Here is a 16,628-nt window from a genome sequence, read left to right on the forward strand (position 1 = left end):
GAGGCGGGCTGGGAGTTCATGGGCCACGGCTACGTGCAGGCCCCCATGCATACGGTGGAAGACGAAAAAAAGGCCATCGACGACACGATCGCCGCCATTCGCAGCTTCACCGGCCAGGCACCGCTGGGCTGGGAAAGCCCGGGCCTCACCGAGACGGACCACACGCTGGACCTGCTGGCGGCCGCCGGGATCGAATACGTCGCGAACTGGGTGCTCGACGATCAGCCCGTTCCGGTCAATACCGCCACGGGCAGCATGACGGCCCTGCCCTATCCGGTAGAGATCAACGACGTCGTGATGAGCGCGGTGCAAATGCAGCCATCCGACGAGATCCTGCGCCGCGGGCGCGACCAGTTCGACCGGCTGTACATGGAAAGCGAAGAATCCGTGCGTGTCATGTCCATATCGATCCACCCGTTTCTCACGGGCGTGCCGCACCGCATCAAATACCTCGAGCAACTCTATGACTACATTCTTGGCCACGAGGGTGTCGTGCCGATGACAGGATCCGAGATCCTGCAATGGTATCGCTCACAGGTCGCCTGAGCGGCAGCGGGCAGATCGGGTGTGGTTCAGCGCAGGTGAATTTTCAATAAGGGGGATGCATGTCACAGATTGCGGTCTTGAAGAATATCGTCGCACCAGGGCACAGCCGGGTCGACATTCCTGTGGCTCAAATTGCGTCGGGCTACCCCCTGAAACTGACCGCGCACGTCATACGCGGCGCTCAGGATGGGCCCACCATGGTGATCACCGGCGTCATGCACGGCGATGAGTTCGGCTCGATCCCGGTACTGCTCGATTTCATCAAAGATCTGGATCCGGCCCATATAAAAGGCGCCATCGTCATCCTGCCAGTGGCCAATCCGCTCGCGCTTGGCGCCCTGTCGCGCTTTACCCCCGACGTCCATGGCAACACCGACCTACATGCGGTGTTCCCAGGTTCACCCGGCGGAACGCTGACGCAGAAAATGGCGGCCGCGATCAACACCAACCTGATCCAGGGGCTTACACCCGATGATCTGTTCGTCGATATTCACTCCGGCGGTGCGGGCGGGCGCCTGCAATTCAGGGTCGACTACGACAACCAGCTCGCCGGGGCCCTGAAAGAACGGGTGGTCGATTTATGCCGCGCCTACGGGACACGACTCATCCACGAGAACAATCTGGCAGGCACGTCATCGCGCGTCGCCAATTCGCTGGGTGTACCAACCATCAACGTCGAGGTCGGCGGTTCCTTCCTCGATGAGCCAAGCTGCGCAAGCTTCACCGAGCGCGGCGTGCGTGGTCTGCGCGCGGTCGCCGCCATGATCGGCGTGCTCGATGGGGAGCGGCCGGCGCACAAAGAACAGTGGGTCTACGACACGGTCAATCGGATCGAGGTGAATCCACAAGTCGGTGGCTACTTGATCTCTTACAAGCCCGCGATGGAGGACCTGGACCACCTGATCACCGAAGGCACGCTGCTGGGCGAAGTGGTGGATCCCCACTCACTCGAGGTGGTGGACCGCCTGGTCGCACCGGTGGATGGTTTCTTGTTCTTCACCCGGCGCTCGGGCATCGTGGAAGCAGGTGGCAAGGTCTTCGGCCTGGCGCGCGCAAGTGGCTCTCTATGTCTAAGATAGCACTCCAGCTGGCAGCCAGCGATTGCGTAGCAAGCGTCCTCGCGGACGTGCAGCAGGGGGATGTCGTCGCCGTACAGCGCCACGACGGCAGCGTGCAGCAGGTGGCGGCACAGGCGCATATCCCCTTTGGCCACAAGATCGCGCTGGAAGATGTCCGTTCTGGCGCCGCCATACTGAAGTACGGGGTTCCCATCGGCTGCGCCACGCAAACCATCACGACCGGCCAGCACGTGCACGTGCACAACGTGCGCGGCATCATGGGCGGGTGCAGTGCAAATGAATCCGCGGCACAAGAAGTCGCCGCGCCCCCGGCCCCACGCTACGACGTCGTTGCCCTGCAGGCTTGGGTCGAGCGCGTCAGCCTTGCAAGCGGTTTTTCACAATCCGCCGCGCACGACATGGCCGAAGCACTCATGGATGCTGAATCAAGCGGCGTGGCAACCCATGGCCTGCGCCGCCTTGCACCCTACCTGCAGCGTGTTGCGAGCGGCGCAGTGAATGCCGGCGCGACGCCACACGTCAGCGGCGCGGCGGCCCTACTTTCTATCGACGGCCACAACGCGCCTGGCGTGCACGTCATTCGCGTCGCCGCCGATGCGGTGGCGCAACGGGCCCAGCATCTGGGCGCGAGCGTCGGCCTGGTACGACACAGCAACCATGCCGGGGCGCTGGGTTGGGCGGCGAACCGGATCGCCCGCCAAGGCATGGTGGCCCTGGTGCTCAGCAACGGGCCGGCACTGATTGCCCCGCCAGGCAGCACGGTGCCCTTCCTGAGCAATTCGCCGATTGCGATCGCTGCCCCGCTGGGTGCCGACGCCACCTTCCTGCTCGACATGGCGACCAGCACCGTGTCGCGAGACCGGGTGCGCCAGGCAGCCGAGAAAAATGCGCAGATTCCGCTTGGCTGGGCGCTCGATGCAAGCGGCACGCCGACCTCCGACGCGGTCGCCGCCATGGCGGGCTCCATGCTGCCGATCGGCGGTCCCGCGCGCGGCTTTGCCCTCATCTTGGGGCTGGAACTGCTTTCCGGTGTGTTGCCAGGCGCGCTGACCGATATTTTGGTGCCATCCAAGGACAAGGGCAGTATCCAGCCGGAAGGCATTGGGCATTTCATTCTGGCTGTCGATCCGGCACACTTGAACGACCGCGAGGCCTTCATCCAGCGGCTTCAGCAGCTGGAACAACGCCTCGTCGGCCAATCAGGCAGCGGGGGCGGCCCGACGCCCCGGCTGCCAGGGCGCAGGCGCCAGCAGCTCCGTGAACAAGCCCAGCAACAAGGCCTGGTCATTGCATCCGCAACCCTGCAGACGCTGACGCAAATCGCACGGGATACCGGCTGCCCGCTTCCGGCCGCCAGGGAAGTGTCATCATGAAACCTTTATTCAAGGGCTTGCACGGTTTTCGACGCGCCGATGGAACGCTGGGTCTGCGCAACCGGGTCATCGTGCTGGCCGCCGCAGACAATGTGAATCCCCTTGCCAGGGCCATCGCCGCTGCCGTACCCGGCAGCACTTTCATCCCGGCGACGTTCGGCCGCGGCCAGCTGGGGGCCGACCTTGAGGTAACCCTGCGCACGCAGGCAAATCTGGCGTGTCACCCAAACGTCTATGGCGCCCTGATCGTTTCGTTCGAGCCCGCGTCCTCCGAACGCATCGCCGAGCGCACCAAAGGCCCGGGGCGCAGGGTGCACGAGCTGTCTTTGTTGCAAGCCGGGGGTCATGCCGCGGCGCTGGCTTCAGGCACGGCCACGGTGTCCCGCATGGTCGAACACGCGGCCAGCCAAAAGGCCGAACCCATGTCCGCATCCGAGCTGGTCATAGGGCTCGAGTGCGGCGGCTCCGATGCCACGTCGGGGCTCGTTTCGAATCCGGCGGTGGGTCTGGTGTCGGATGTCCTGATCGCAGCAGGCGCCACGACCGTCTATTCCGAACCGGTCGAATTGATCGGCTGTGAGCCCATGCTCGATGCCCGTTCCAGCCCCGACGTCAGCGCCGCGATCCGGCAGTCGATCGCACGCTACAGGCAGATTGCACTAGACGCCGGCGTGGACCTGGTCGGGATCAACCCGACGGCCGACAACCTCGCGGGCGGCTTGACGACCATAGAAGAAAAGTCCATGGGCGCCTTGGCCAAAACGGGCACGGCCCCCATCCAGGGGGTGCTCGAATACGGCGCGCGCCCCGCGCACCCCGGCCTGTGGCTGATGGATGCGCCGGCGGGTGCGGTCGAGAATCTGACCGCCCTGAGCGCCGGCGGGTGCCATGCGATTCTGTTTTCAAGCGGTAGCGTCAACCCAAGCGGCAGTGCCGTAGCGCCCACGCTCAAGGTCTGTGCGAACCCGCTCAGCTGTCGCAGCATGGCCGAACACATCGACGTCGACCTGTCTGCTGTTCTGCTGGGCCAGGCGTCGATGGATTGGGCCAAGGAAGAACTCCTGATCAATTTGGACACAGTACTCAAAGGAGGTGACACAAAGGCGGATATTCTCGGATACACAGAAACACGCATAAGCAGATTTGGGCTTTCCGTGTGAGACAAAGGACGGACGGTTTCGATAGGAGACGGACATGCTAGCTAAAAAATATTTATTGTCGGGTGTGGTTGCCATAGGCTTGTCGCTGGGGGTCGGCACGACCCACGCAGCACCGCCAGCCCAAGCCCAGGCTGAAGCGCTGGTCAATTATGTAACAGGGGTCGCCGGCATTGCACTGAATGCCGCCGATACAGGAGCCGACGCCAAATTGGCAGGCGACACGACTGTATCTTTCAAGTTTGTATCGGGTACGCCGGGCTGGCACCATTCCATGGCATTTCTGGCAGACAAGCTTGGAACCTGGAAAGACGTCGGCGCGACCGGCGTACAGTACACCGCGATGAACAGTGGCACCGCCGCGGGCGAAGCCATCGGTTCAGGGCGGGTGGATGCTGGCTACACCAATATGGCGACGGCGCTTGCGCTGATCACCAAGGGCGCGCCGATCACGATCATTTCTGGCACCAGCCAGGGCGGCAACGGGGTGGTGACCGTCAATCCGGACATCAAGACCGTCGATGACCTGAAGGGCAAGAAAATTGCCGTACCGCAAGGCAATACCGCCCACGAGCTGATGTTCCGGCTGCACGTCTTGCCATCTGCCGGGCTGAGCTACGACGATATCAAGCGTATCCCATTGAATCCGCAAGATATGACCGTAGCGCTGATTCGCGGCGACGTCGACGCCGCCGTCATGTTCGATCCGTTCATGGGCGGGGCCCTGCGCGAAGGCGCACGCTTTCTGGTAGAGCCCAAGGATATGTGGGATGGCGGTGCGTACTCGTCCGCGCTCTTGGTAAACAACAAGCTGCTCGAGAACAATCCGGCTTTGGTGCAGGCAATAGCCGACATGCACGCCCAGATGGTCAAGCTGCTGTCCACAGAACCCGACAAGGTATCCGAAATCATGTCCGGCATCACGCATCAGGATCTGAAAGAAACGCGCAGCTCCTGGAACACTGTCGTGTTCAAGGCTGAAGCGGACACCGCCAGTTTTCAGGAATTCGTCAATGGCATGAAGGATATCGGCCTGATCGACACAGCGCCAGACCTTTCTACCGCCGTGGTTTCCGATTTCATCGATCGAGCCCGCACCAAGGTCGGCATGTAGTGGCTATTGAAACTTTACGACAGGCATTCCGTTCCGGCTCAGCCCAGTGCATGGTACCTGCGGCGGAACGGGTCGCCATCCGCCTCACTCGGTGGGGCCAGGATGGCGCCTGCTTGGGAGCATGCGGATGGTAGGCAAGACGATCATTGAAGCACAGGGTGTCAGCAAGGTCTATGGCTCGGGCCAGGAGGCTGTCGTCGCGCTTGACGACATCAGTTTCAAAGTGACGGAAGGCGAGCTAGTCTGCATGCTGGGGCCCTCGGGCTGCGGCAAGACGACCATGCTGAACATCGTCGCCGGTTTCGAGACGGCCAGCAGCGGCCAGGTATTGGTCGGTGGCAACAAGGTATCCAAGCCCGCACCGGATCGCGGCTACGTCTTTCAGGATCATGGCTTGTTTCCTTGGCTGACCATCTCCCAGAACGTGGGCTTTGGCCTGCTGCGCAACAAAACCATGTCGAAAGAGCAGCGCAAGAGCGAAGTCCAGCGCTACTTGCACATGGTGGGGCTGAGCGACTTTGGCGACGTGTATCCGCACCAGCTCTCTGGCGGCATGCGCCAGCGCGCGGCTATCGGGCGCGCCCTGGCGCCAGACCCGCAGGTGGTCCTGATGGACGAGCCATTTGCCGCGCTCGATGCGCAGACACGATATGCGATGCAGATCGCCCTGCTCGAGATCCGCGACAAATCGCACAAGACGATCCTGTTTGTGACGCACAGCATCGACGAGGCCCTGATGCTGTCTGATCGCGTCATGCTGTTTTCACGCCGCCCCGGCAGGTTGCGCCTGGTCGAATCCATCAAGGCGGATCATCCGCGCGCGCCCAACGATCCTGCATTCAGCGAGCTGAAGGACAAGCTCTTCACCATCCTGCAGGAAGAAAGACAAATCGATATCCCAGACAATCAGACGATGGTGAAGGCTTCATGAGCACGCATGCTCGATCAATAGCCATCTCAGGATCGAAGTGAAACGGAGGCAGAGATATGGCTACCGCTGAACTGGCGGGCAAGAAAAGGACCGGCTGGACGTGGTCGTTGATCAGACAAGGATGGTCCACGGTACTGATCATCCTGATCTGGCACATGATCGCGACCTACGGCCCCTACCCGCGCTTCATGTTGCCCACGCCCCTCGAGGTGGTGATGCGCGGCTGGCACGTCGCAAGCTCCGGATTTCTCTGGGAGCAGATCCTCGCCAGTCTGCGCCGGCAGGTGATCGGCTTTGGCCTCGCCATGATCATAGGCATGTCGCTCGGCTTCATATTGGGTATTTCGCAGAAGGCACGCACCGCGATGATCGCGCCTTTGCGCATGCTGTATCCGATCCCCGGGCTCGCCTGGATACCCCTGGCGATTCTGTGGTTCGGCATCGGCGACGAATCGATGATCTTCGTGATCGTGATCGCGGCGATATGGCCGGTGATGTTCAACACGATCTCGGGGGTCGATGCCATCAGCACAACGCACCTGCGGGCGGCGAAGTCGCTGGGAGCCAATTGGTGGACCATGTTCACGCGCGTATATCTGCCTGGTTCGCTGGCATTCAGCATCACGGGCATGCGGCTGAGCTTCGGTACCAGCTGGCGGGTGATCGTCGGGGCCGAAATCATCGCCGCTTCGACCGGGCTGGGCTACATGATCAACAACGCTCGCTCGATCCTGCGCGGCGATGAGCTGATGGTGGGCATGGTCGTCATCGCGGTCATCGGCTACATCACCGAGAAGGTGATATTCGATTACCTGGAGAAGGCGACCTTGGATCGCTGGGGTATGCGCGCCGCCAACTAAGCGCCTGTTCAAGCGCCTGTTGCGCCGGCTCCTCGGCCCAAGGTTTTTTCAACGACTTGGTCAAGGAGGTAACAAGATCATTTTTGCACTCATTCGTGTCTTGGTTTTTAGTATGTTCAGGGTATAGGAGAATTGAAATGAAACATTCATTGCTCGGACGTTTTTTCAAGCGACGCAGTCTGGTGAACTTGCCTGTACTGCTCGCCGCATCGGTATCATTCTTTTTTGCGCAAGCGCCTGTCGCACAGGCCGCAGCAGAAGCCACGAAGATCGAGCTCTTTCTTGCGCCCAATACGGATTCGACGCCGCTCTGGGCGGCCTACAGTCAGGGGTTCTATAAAGATGCCGGGCTGGATGTCACCATCCGCACCTTTCCATCCGGTTCCACGGCTTTCCAGGCCTACCGCTCTGGGCTCGGTACGCTGGTGATGTCGGGCGATTTGCCCAGCCTGCTTTACTGGATCAGCAGCAAACAGGATTACAGGGCGATCATGGTCCTGACCCGGCACACCAAGGGCTACGTGGTACAGGCCTTGAAGGACATCACGAAGGCGCAAGACCTGGAAGGCAAATCGGTGGCGACACGGGTGGGCTCCAGCGGTTCGTGGCTGTTGTCTGAGTTTCTCGCGAAAAACGGCGTCGATGAAAGCAAGGTGAAGGTGCTGAATCTGGATACCAACCAGATGCCGATCGCGCTTTGCAAAGGGGACATCGCGGCGTTCTTCGTCTGGCAGCCCTTCGGTTCACAGGCGCAGGCGCGGTGCGACGACAAAGTGCACCAGCTCGCGGACGCCAAGGGCTACATGCGCGGCTACACCGTTCTGGGCGCCCGGCCTGCCTGGCTGAAAGACAACCGCGACGCTGCGATCGCCTTCGTGCAAGCCACCACGCGGGGCGCGGTCTGGGCAGAAGAAAACCCGGCTGAACTCGCCGCGTACCTCGAAGCCAACTATGGCGCCGACGCCAAATTCAGCGAAAATGTGCTCACGTTCATGGACCTGACTCCGTTGTTCGACCAGCAGTTCCATGACGACTACACGAGCCTGTCGGCATGGCACATGAAGAGCGCTGGCGCGGATGCCGAAGCCGTCCCCATCGACTTCGCCAACTTCATCTGGACCGATGGGGTCGATACGCTGACCGCCGACAAACTGCCCGCGGTTCCAGCCGCGGCCAAGGACTGAACAGCGGGTCGCACCGCGATATAGCTGGTGGCGCGCTGCAACAGCGCACACAGCCAGGGGTTCCGCAGTGGGATCCCTGGCTGACATGATTTTCAGATGTTGATATTTTCAGGAGTCAATGGTGGGTATAGACCGGACAACAGACCATACGGCGACAGCGCCCCAGCCTGGCGCCGGCACGCCGGCACTGGATAGTCCGCTACTCGATGTCCAGAACGTAGAAATGGTGTTCGGGAGCGGCAAACATGCCTACAAGGTGCTAGAGGATTGTTCCTTGCAGGTCGGCCGTGGCGAATTCGTCTGTCTGCTGGGTCCTTCAGGGTGTGGCAAATCCACCCTGATGAACATCGTTGCGGGGTTCGAGCGTCCGACCGCAGGTGTCGCGTTGTTCGAGGGACAGCCCATCGAAGGCCCGTCGCCACGGCGCGTCGTCTGCTTCCAGGATGCCATGCAGGCCATCCTGCCATGGGAAACCTGCCGTAACAATCTAAATTTCGCCCTGAGCGTACGTCGCGTCCCGCGGCACGAACGAGAAGCCATCATCTCCCGCTGCCTGGAGATCACGGGCCTGGCCGCGCATGGCGACAAATACCCGACGGAACTGTCCGGCGGCATGCGGCAGCGGCTGCAGATCAGCAGGGCACTGGCCGTCAATCCTGAAACCATGCTCATGGACGAGCCATTTGGCGCGCTCGACGCCATGACACGCACCCAAATGCAGCAGGAACTGCTGCGGGTCTGGGCTGAAACCCAGAAAAGCATACTTTTCATCACCCACGACATCGATGAATCGCTGATCCTGGCCGACCGAATCTGCGTCATGAATGTCGGGCCGTCGTCGCGTGTCATCGAATCGATCACGATCGACCAGCCGAGGCCGCGCGAGATCTACGACAGCAAGCTGAGCAGCTTGGGACGCAAGATCAAGGCGCTGCTTGGCCGCAGCGACGATTCTCATTAATGGGCGCCACCCCCTGCGCCCATCAGGACACCTGGCACACGCTCACTGTAGAAGGCAACCATGAGTAAGCACCCCTCGAAATTCGTGTCATCCTGGACCGATCACATCCTGCGCCTGCCGCAGCCCATTCTCACCACCTTGTCTTTCGTTCTGTTCATACTGCTCTGGTGGGCCGGTACTGTCCTGTTCCTGGACTCGGACATGATACCGTCGCCGGATGCCGTGGCTTTTCGCGCGATCGACATGTTTCGCAGGCACGACCTGACCACGGGGATCGAAGCTTCCATGATCCGCGTGATCGTCGGCCTGGTGCTGGGCACGGTGCTCGGCATCGCCCTGGGCCTGCTCATAGGGCGCTCGCGCCTGATCGCGACATTCGTCGATCCCGTCTTCCAATTGCTGCGCAACCTTTCACCCACCGCCATGATCCCGGTCGCGCTGGTATGGTTCGGCATTGGCGAGTCCTCCAAGTATTTCCTGATTTTCTGGGGGACCTTCTTCATCGTTGCCGTCAATACCACCGCGGGGACTCGCTCGACACCGCAAACCCGCATCCGGGCCGCGCAGTGCCTGGGGGCGTCGGAGGCCAGGATCTTCATCAGCATCATCCTGCCGTCCGCGCTGCCCTACATCATTGCCGGCATCCGGCTCGGGGTGGCATCGGCGTTCATGACCATCATCCCGGCCGAGCTGCTGGCCGCCCAGGAAGGCTTGGGCGCGCTTTTGCAACAGGCCTCGCTCAATGGCCAGATCGACCGCATGTTCGTGGTGCTGGTGTTGATCGCGGTGCTGGGCTATGGCACGGACAGAGCCGTGCGCTACCTGTCCGAGAACACGTTTCGCCGATACACCGCCTACCTGTCCGAGATGTAGTAGATGTGGTGCGTCAGGGGCACTTCACCCAGACCTCACCGTACGATCCGATCGAGCGGTGAGGCAGGTGGTCGCAGGCCCACAGGGAAAGCGGTATCGGGTTCGGGCCAAAGTACTTTTCCCAGATGCGGCAGCTTTGAAGGATATCATCGGGTTGGCGCATGAACTGCGCCAGCCTGGCCACCGCGTCGAAGCCGACGCCCCACTCGTCCAGTACCGCCTTGAGCTTCTCGGCCATGTTCCAGGCCTCGAATTCAGTTTGGCTGAAACAGGCCTGATCGCTCTCCGGCGCTGGGTCGGGATAGATCAGCAGAATCAGGTGTTCACCAAAGCGCGCGGCCTGGCTCATACCATCGTTCGGGCACCCTGCGGGTAGTGCGCGTGCGCTGCGTTCGGCATCCATATACAGATTGATTTCCACGCGCGCGTCGAAGATCGCCAGGCCCTCGTGCCGAACCGAGATGAAATGGGTCATGGGCGGAGTGCCCGAATGCAGATCGTTCCACGCTTCCACGACGTCACCCAGGTCTTCTGGCTCGGTATAGAAGATGGTCGCCTTGCTGATCGTATCCACCCCAAGCCCGAGTTCCTGCAGAATGGGCTGCAGCTTTTGCCGCCAGATGTAATCGACTTCGCGTTGGATGCGGTTCCCCTTCCACTGATGGCCAGCAGGCAGCATGACCTCGGGCGATATGCCGCCCAGGTCGCCCTTGCCATGGGCGGCCATGAACCCCGCGACGCTGAAAAGCGTCTTGCCGAAAGAGGCGGCCGGCACGAACCCCGAGGTGCTGGGAATGTCGATGGCCTTGATGTCCAGATATTCGACGGCATCGGCGGCGCCGGCGAGGGCGTCGAGCTGGATGCAGGATGATCCGGGCCCCTGCGAGGGCAGCAGCACCGAAGTGCTGGGGGGCACGGGCTGCCACGACTCGCGGCGGTATCGATGCATCACCGGCACGGTGCGGGCCGCGGCAAAGCGCTGCTCACTGACGAATACACGGAATGCCTGATCCGACGCGCTCTCCAGCACCGAATTGCAGGCGCTGAAAAGCTGGCGCATTTGCAGGGCGCTGGCGGAACCATGAAGCGGCTCAGGCACCATGGCCCCACTGGCAAACCCCCCCAGACCGTTGAACAACAGCAGATTTCCCGACTGCAGCGCTTGCGCGATTTCGATGCCAGGGGTTCCGATGCGCGTCTTGAAAAGGATTTTGTTTGCCATCGTCATGCCTTTGCTGTGCAAAACCGGCCCGATGATTCGGGCCGGCGGGTGGTTGGTTTCGGCTCAGCCCGGCTCGCGTCTATGTGCGGGCGGCCCAGGCTGTTCGATCATTTTGGCACAGCGCGCTCTTCGCTGGCCGGCAGGAACTCTGCGCTGTACACGAGTTCGGGTTTGGGCCGGTCGGTCACGTTGTAAGCATCGCTGATGATGTCTATGGTCGCCTGTACCCGGTCGGGGCGCACGCTGCCCAAGCCGTTGGCGCGGACATAGTCGGTGAGGACGAGCCGATCCAGCATCAGCCCCAGCCGTTCCTTTTCCAGATCGAGATTGACCAGCTTGTCACGGCTCTTGAGCGTTTCCACCGTCTTTTGCTCGTCGCGAATAGCCGACTGCAGAGCGGCATTGGTGGCCCGGACCAAGGCGGCGACCGTGCCGGGATTCTTTTGCGCGAATTCAGCCGTGGTGAACAAAGAATGCCCGTACAGGGGCACGCCGAAGTCGCCGTAGGTCATGATCACGATGTCTTCCAGGGGGACGCCCAGCGACTTGATGTCGAGCACGCTGGACGTGATCGCGCCCAGTATGGCGTCGACGTCGCCGTTGACCAGCATGGTTTCGCGCAGCGCCCCAGTGACCGTTACCATTTCGACCTTCTCGGCATCGATGTCGTTGGCCGCGGCAAAGGCGCCGAAAATGTCGCGGGCCGCACTGCCCGCCGTCGAGCCCACTTTTTTGCCAACTAGGTCCTTGGGACCCGCGATCGACTTGTCTTTGGTGGAGATCACGGAATTCGCGGTGTTTTCGTTCGTTACGTAGAACGCGGTGATGGGGTTGTCGGGATTCTTGATGTTGTATTGCACGATGGAGCTCATTTCAGCCCAACCGACATCGTAGGCGCCCGATGCGACTTTCACGACGGCGTCAGTCGAACCGTTGCCGCGGTCTACATTGACGTCGACGCCATGTTCCTTGAAGATGCCGTGATCCTGCGCCGCCGTGAAGATGGCCTGTGGACCCTGAAATGCCCAGTCCAGCACCATTTTCAGGTTCTCTTTTTCTACCTTGGCGCCCCCCTGCGCGGTAACGACAGAGGGGAATGCAAGCAAGCCGCTCCCCATGGCCGCCGTCGCGCCCAGGTAGCCCAGCATCGCGCGGCGTGAGATTTGATTGCTTTTGTGTGTGCCCATTGTTTCCTCCAGTGAATGAACCAGTCTTGGTGAACCGTCTCGACTTCTAATGAATGACGAATCCTCCATCTATGACCAGGTTGTGACCCAACATGAAAGTCGCATCGGTGGTGGCCAGGAATGCCACCACGTCGGCAACTTCGCTTTCTTCGCCCAGCCGCCCGGCGGGTAGTGAACCCAGACGCTGCTGGAGCAGTGCGGGTTCGCGCTCCAGACGCGCTTTGTAGTAGTTGGTGATGATCGGCCCCGGGCTGACTGCATTGACGATGATCTTTTCGGGTGCGAGCTCCAGCGCCATATTGCGCGTCAGTTGGATCAGGGCAGCCTTGGTCATCGCGTACACCGAAGCACCCGGATCGGCCACCAGGCCAAGCTGGCTTGCCATTTGGATGATCCTGCCACCCCCCTGGGCACGCATCGCGGGCAGCACGGCCTGGCTCAGCAGGAATGCGGCGCGCAGGTTGATGGCAAATACCTTGTCGAAGTCCGTGGCGCTGAACTCGCCGAAAGGCTTGCGTATCCTGACGCCCGCGTTGTTGACAAGCACGTCGATGCGGCCGAATTCATCACGGGCGGCCTGCGCAATGGCCGGGGCACTGGCGGGATCGGCAAGATCATGAAGCCCATAGTGGGCTGACTTCTGTTGCGGATGCAGGCGGGCGCATTCGGCAGCGACCGCGGCCAGCTCTTCTTGCGTGCCTTCGGCCACCAGGTAGACCTGAAAGCCCGCGCCCGCAAGCCGCAGCGCGCAGGCGCGGCCTATGCCGCGCGAGGCGCCAGTAACAATCGCCGTTTTGCTCATGACTATACCGACCTCCTTTGTACTGCCGCCGACCATGGCGGTTGCAACGGGCTAGCAGACGTCCATAGACCCCACTCAGGTGGTCCCATTGACACGCTGGGTTGCCCAGCCCGTGGTGCGTGTTTCGATCGCGGCAAAGATCGCATACATCCCTATACCCATGACGGACACCAGCAACAGTGCGGCAAATACGAGGGGAACGTCGAAACGTGCGCTGGCGGTCAGGATCAGGTAGCCGATGCCTTCATTTGAAGCGATGGTTTCGGAGATGACTGAACCGACGAAAGCCAGCGTGATGACGACTTTCAGGGACGCGAATAAATACGGCAGGGTGCGGGGTATGCCCACCTTTCGCAGGATTTCCATTTTGGTGGCACCCAGCGTGCGCAATACGTCTTCCAGTTCGGGTTCGAGCGTGGCCAAGCCCGTTGCGACGTTGACCGTGACCGGGAAAAAGCTTGTGATGAAGGCCGTGATGATGGCCGGAACGGTGCCTATCCCCACCCAGATGACCAATATGGGCACGATGGCGACCTTGGGCACGCTGTTGAACCCGATGAGCATGGGATACAGGCCTACGTAAAGCAATCGCGACGAGCCGACCAGCACCCCCAGGAAAATCCCACCCACGACTGCGGCAACGAAACCGACTGCCGTGGTGAACAAAGTGTGCAGTGAATGGAAGGCGAGCGCGTCGTGATACTTGAATACGCTCGCAAGGATGACGGTCGGGCGCGGCAGGATGAATTCCTTGATCGAGAACACCACGCAGACGATCTCCCAAACCAGGAAGAAGGCGACGATAATCAGATACGGAGCGCTGCGCTCTAGCCAGCGGGTTTTCATTGCGTTCTCAGCCTCCATATGTGCTCGCGCAGTTCTTGCACGGCTTCGTTGAATTCAGTACTGGCCGTGGTATCCAGCGTGCGAAGGTGGGTGCGCGGAATGACGCGGCTTGCGAAAATATGGCCGGGCCGGTTGCTCATGACGTGCACGGTATCCGACAGATACACGGCTTCGCGTAGGTCGTGCGTGACCAGGATCACGGTGAATTTTCTGTCTAGCCACAGATTTTGCAGCACGTCCCAGAGCTCTTCACGGGTAAAGGCGTCGAGCGCCCCGAAAGGCTCGTCCAGCATGAGCAGCTGGGGGTCATGGATCAGGGCCCGGCACAGCGATACGCGTTGCTGCATGCCCCCGGACAGTTGCCGAGGCAGCTTATCTTCGAAGCCCGCGAGCCCGACGGCGGCGAGTATGTCAAGGGCTTTCTGCCTGTATTTTCCGCGCTCTTTTTTGATCAGATGCTTGTGGGGCTCGACCACTTCGAGCGGCAACATCACATTTTCGAGCGCGGTACGCCAAGGCAACAGCGTAGGGTGCTGGAACGCCATGCCAACGATTTTCAGCGGCCCGGTCACTTTGGCACCATTGACCCAGACTTCGCCTTCCGTGGGCGGCATGATGCCTGTGACCACCTTCATGAGCGATGATTTGCCGCAGCCGCTTGGGCCGACGATCGACGCAAATTCGCCCTTGGCGATGGCCACATCCACCCCCTTGAGGGCGGGCGTGGATACATCGCCTTGACCATAGCTCAGGCTGAGTTGTCTGAGCGCGACGAAGGCATCCGAAGGCGAATTAACCATCAGTCCTTCCACCAGGGGTCGAGTGGCCCGGGGGCGAGTTCGTCGGTCACGTGCGCATCGATCAACATGGATTTACCGGCATTCACGAGCTCGACCCCGCGTGCCACGGCATCGCGGAATTCGGCCAGCGTGCTGACTTCGGCGCTCTCGATTTCAAACGCATCGGCCACACGAGCCAAGTGCTGCTTGGTGAACACCGAACCAAAGCTGCGCCCATACCGTGAATCCTGGCGCATCCGGATATGCCCCAACATGGCGTTGTTGACGATCACGACCAGAATCGGTACGTCGAGCCGGCGGGCGGTCTCGAGCTCGCCCATGGTCATGGCAAAACCACCGTCGCCCACCAGCGCGCAAACAAATGAATCGGGACTGGCGATCTTGGCGCCAATGGCGCCGGGAATGCCAAAGCCCATGGCGCCTGATGTGGGGTAATGGAACTGGCCGGCGCTCTCTACCAGGAAGAATTGCTCAGCCCAATGCAGGTAATTACCGGAATCCAGTACGAGCTTGGTGTCGGCGGGCAGCGCGCGGCGCAATTCCCGCGCCACCTCGCGGCCACCGACGGCACTGGGATCGGTGGCTTGGGCGTCGAGCTGCGCGCGGTATTCGGCGTGTTGCTTCTGCAGGCCGGCAAGCCACTGCGCGACTTGCGGGTCATCGGACCGGGCGGGCAGCGCCTGGCGAAGCAGGGGAAGGACGTCGGCCATGTCGCCCACTACGCCGAATTCGGCGGGGAATACACGGCTGATGACGGCGGGATCCAGATCGACGTGAATCAAGCGTACGTCTGGCGCAAAGCGCATGCGGTAGTGTTCCGTCATTTGCTCGGAAAAACGGCAGCCCAGCGTCAGCACCACATCGGCGTTCTTGATTGCGCTGTATGCCGCCGGCGAACCGCCAATACCCGCCATGCCGACCAGATTGGGATGTGCGTCGGATACCGGCTTGCGCAGCCACGAGGCCACGATGGGGGCATTCAGGGCTTCGGCCAGGCCAGTGACGTCATTCTGGGTTTCGGACCGGACACCGCCACCGGCGATGATCAGCGGCCGCTTGGCACCGGTGAGTGCCTGAGAAATACGGGCGAGAGACCCGGCCGATACGGCCGCGGTCGCAGATGGCAGGACCGGTGCAACGTAAGGCCCGACGTCCACGTTCATGAAGTTGTATGGCAGAGCGACGTGAACCGGCCCCTTGCGCCCGGACATGGCCCGTGTATAGGCTTCATTCAGCAGACTGTTGATGCGCCGCGGGTTATTGGCCTGCACCGACCACTTGGTAATTGACTTGAAAAACTCGGCCAGGTCGATTTCTTCGAAGGCTTCGAGCAGTTCGTGCTCGTTGCTGACCTGCTGCGTCAGAATGATCATGGGGATGGATTCGATGTACGCACTCATCACCCCAATGGCCAGGTTGGTTGCGCCTGGCGCCTTGGAGGCCATCACTACGGCGGGCCGACCCGTATGGAAAGCGTATGAGCAGGCCATCATGGCCGCACCCTGTTCGTGCCGTGTGAGAACGAACGGGATGGGGTCCTTTTCTTTTTGCGCCAGGCTTTCGATGATTTCAAGCATCCCGCTGGCTGGGATACCCGCCACAAATGGTGTGTCAATGTCCTCACACCACTTGGCAATAATGTCACAAACTTTCATGAGGCACTCCAAACTGTATTGCCAATTCGATCCATGGT

The 16,628-nt window shown here is 61.1% G+C and carries 15 protein-coding genes and 1 pseudogene; 10 read left to right on the forward strand and 6 right to left on the reverse strand.

Features of this window, described 5'->3' with window-relative positions; translation table 11 throughout:
* The 10 genes and pseudogenes from WCZ84_RS04535 to WCZ84_RS04580 all read left to right on the forward strand — a co-directional run.
* A pseudogene (locus tag WCZ84_RS04535) lies at window positions 1-546 on the forward strand (polysaccharide deacetylase); the annotation flags it as partial.
* Window positions 547-605: 59 nt separating this feature from the next.
* Window positions 606-1,625 carry a succinylglutamate desuccinylase/aspartoacylase family protein gene (locus WCZ84_RS04540; protein WP_372685073.1) on the forward strand — a complete coding sequence of 340 codons (1,020 nt, stop codon included), beginning with the start codon at window positions 606-608 and terminating at the stop codon, window positions 1,623-1,625.
* Window positions 1,613-2,998 carry an Ldh family oxidoreductase gene (locus WCZ84_RS04545; RefSeq protein ID WP_372685074.1) on the forward strand — a complete coding sequence of 462 codons (1,386 nt, stop codon included), beginning with the start codon at window positions 1,613-1,615 and terminating at the stop codon, window positions 2,996-2,998. Before WCZ84_RS04540 ends, WCZ84_RS04545 begins: the two co-directional genes overlap by 13 nt.
* Window positions 2,995-4,158 (forward strand): UxaA family hydrolase, encoded by a 1,164-nt coding sequence (locus WCZ84_RS04550; protein WP_372685075.1) that lies wholly within the window; start codon window positions 2,995-2,997, stop codon window positions 4,156-4,158. The genes WCZ84_RS04545 and WCZ84_RS04550 overlap by 4 nt, the downstream gene beginning before the upstream one ends.
* Window positions 4,159-4,366: 208 nt before the next feature.
* Window positions 4,367-5,269, forward strand: coding sequence for an ABC transporter substrate-binding protein (locus WCZ84_RS04555; RefSeq protein WP_372685076.1), 903 nt, complete (start codon window positions 4,367-4,369; stop codon window positions 5,267-5,269).
* 127 nt (window positions 5,270-5,396) lie between these two features.
* Complete coding sequence (locus tag WCZ84_RS04560; RefSeq protein WP_372685077.1) at window positions 5,397-6,200, forward strand: ABC transporter ATP-binding protein; 804 nt, start codon at window positions 5,397-5,399, stop codon at window positions 6,198-6,200.
* Between the two features lie 56 nt (window positions 6,201-6,256).
* Window positions 6,257-7,060 carry an ABC transporter permease gene (locus WCZ84_RS04565; protein ID WP_372685078.1) on the forward strand — a complete coding sequence of 268 codons (804 nt, stop codon included), beginning with the start codon at window positions 6,257-6,259 and terminating at the stop codon, window positions 7,058-7,060.
* A gap of 137 nt (window positions 7,061-7,197) precedes the next feature.
* Window positions 7,198-8,244 (forward strand): ABC transporter substrate-binding protein, encoded by a 1,047-nt coding sequence (locus tag WCZ84_RS04570; RefSeq protein ID WP_372685079.1) that lies wholly within the window; start codon window positions 7,198-7,200, stop codon window positions 8,242-8,244.
* 118 nt (window positions 8,245-8,362) lie between these two features.
* Entirely contained in the window at window positions 8,363-9,205 is an 843-nt protein-coding gene (locus tag WCZ84_RS04575; RefSeq protein WP_372685080.1) for an ABC transporter ATP-binding protein, read from the forward strand.
* A gap of 60 nt (window positions 9,206-9,265) precedes the next feature.
* The gene (locus WCZ84_RS04580) at window positions 9,266-10,078 is read left to right on the forward strand and encodes an ABC transporter permease (protein WP_372685081.1); all 813 of its coding nucleotides are present in this window, start codon (window positions 9,266-9,268) and stop codon (window positions 10,076-10,078) included.
* 13 nt (window positions 10,079-10,091) lie between these two features.
* Here WCZ84_RS04580 and WCZ84_RS04585 read toward each other — a convergent pair whose 3' ends face one another.
* The 6 genes from WCZ84_RS04585 to WCZ84_RS04610 form a co-directional block, all read right to left on the reverse strand.
* On the reverse strand, window positions 10,092-11,300 hold the full coding sequence (locus WCZ84_RS04585) for a hypothetical protein (RefSeq protein WP_372685082.1): 1,209 nt from the start codon (window positions 11,298-11,300) through the stop codon (window positions 10,092-10,094).
* Window positions 11,301-11,407: 107 nt separating this feature from the next.
* The gene (locus WCZ84_RS04590; protein ID WP_372685083.1) at window positions 11,408-12,487 is read right to left on the reverse strand and encodes an ABC transporter substrate-binding protein; all 1,080 of its coding nucleotides are present in this window, start codon (window positions 12,485-12,487) and stop codon (window positions 11,408-11,410) included.
* A 46-nt stretch (window positions 12,488-12,533) separates the two neighbouring features.
* Entirely contained in the window at window positions 12,534-13,289 is a 756-nt protein-coding gene (locus tag WCZ84_RS04595) for an SDR family NAD(P)-dependent oxidoreductase (RefSeq protein ID WP_372685084.1), read from the reverse strand.
* A gap of 75 nt (window positions 13,290-13,364) precedes the next feature.
* On the reverse strand, window positions 13,365-14,135 hold the full coding sequence (locus WCZ84_RS04600; protein WP_372685085.1) for an ABC transporter permease: 771 nt from the start codon (window positions 14,133-14,135) through the stop codon (window positions 13,365-13,367).
* On the reverse strand, window positions 14,132-14,935 hold the full coding sequence (locus tag WCZ84_RS04605; RefSeq protein ID WP_372685086.1) for an ABC transporter ATP-binding protein: 804 nt from the start codon (window positions 14,933-14,935) through the stop codon (window positions 14,132-14,134). The genes WCZ84_RS04600 and WCZ84_RS04605 overlap by 4 nt, the downstream gene beginning before the upstream one ends.
* Window positions 14,935-16,590, reverse strand: coding sequence for a thiamine pyrophosphate-binding protein (locus WCZ84_RS04610; protein WP_372685087.1), 1,656 nt, complete (start codon window positions 16,588-16,590; stop codon window positions 14,935-14,937). The genes WCZ84_RS04605 and WCZ84_RS04610 overlap by 1 nt, the downstream gene beginning before the upstream one ends.
* Window positions 16,591-16,628 lie beyond the last annotated feature (38 nt).

Origin of the sequence: Castellaniella sp., from assembly GCF_041675725.1 — a bacterium.
Classification (GTDB): domain Bacteria; phylum Pseudomonadota; class Gammaproteobacteria; order Burkholderiales; family Burkholderiaceae_B; genus Castellaniella.

Coding starts and splice junctions, on each gene's coding strand:
- WCZ84_RS04540 (WP_372685073.1), top strand. CDS start 606: ATGTCACAGATTGCGGTCTTGAAGAATATCGTCGCACCAGGGCACAGC.
- WCZ84_RS04545 (WP_372685074.1), top strand. CDS start 1,613: ATGTCTAAGATAGCACTCCAGCTGGCAGCCAGCGATTGCGTAGCAAGC.
- WCZ84_RS04550 (WP_372685075.1), top strand. CDS start 2,995: ATGAAACCTTTATTCAAGGGCTTGCACGGTTTTCGACGCGCCGATGGA.
- WCZ84_RS04560 (WP_372685077.1), top strand. CDS start 5,397: ATGGTAGGCAAGACGATCATTGAAGCACAGGGTGTCAGCAAGGTCTAT.
- WCZ84_RS04565 (WP_372685078.1), top strand. CDS start 6,257: ATGGCTACCGCTGAACTGGCGGGCAAGAAAAGGACCGGCTGGACGTGG.
- WCZ84_RS04570 (WP_372685079.1), top strand. CDS start 7,198: ATGAAACATTCATTGCTCGGACGTTTTTTCAAGCGACGCAGTCTGGTG.
- WCZ84_RS04575 (WP_372685080.1), top strand. CDS start 8,363: ATGGTGGGTATAGACCGGACAACAGACCATACGGCGACAGCGCCCCAG.
- WCZ84_RS04580 (WP_372685081.1), top strand. CDS start 9,266: ATGAGTAAGCACCCCTCGAAATTCGTGTCATCCTGGACCGATCACATC.
- WCZ84_RS04585 (WP_372685082.1), bottom strand. CDS start 11,300: ATGGCAAACAAAATCCTTTTCAAGACGCGCATCGGAACCCCTGGCATC.
- WCZ84_RS04590 (WP_372685083.1), bottom strand. CDS start 12,487: ATGGGCACACACAAAAGCAATCAAATCTCACGCCGCGCGATGCTGGGC.
- WCZ84_RS04595 (WP_372685084.1), bottom strand. CDS start 13,289: ATGAGCAAAACGGCGATTGTTACTGGCGCCTCGCGCGGCATAGGCCGC.
- WCZ84_RS04600 (WP_372685085.1), bottom strand. CDS start 14,135: ATGAAAACCCGCTGGCTAGAGCGCAGCGCTCCGTATCTGATTATCGTC.
- WCZ84_RS04605 (WP_372685086.1), bottom strand. CDS start 14,935: ATGGTTAATTCGCCTTCGGATGCCTTCGTCGCGCTCAGACAACTCAGC.
- WCZ84_RS04610 (WP_372685087.1), bottom strand. CDS start 16,590: ATGAAAGTTTGTGACATTATTGCCAAGTGGTGTGAGGACATTGACACA.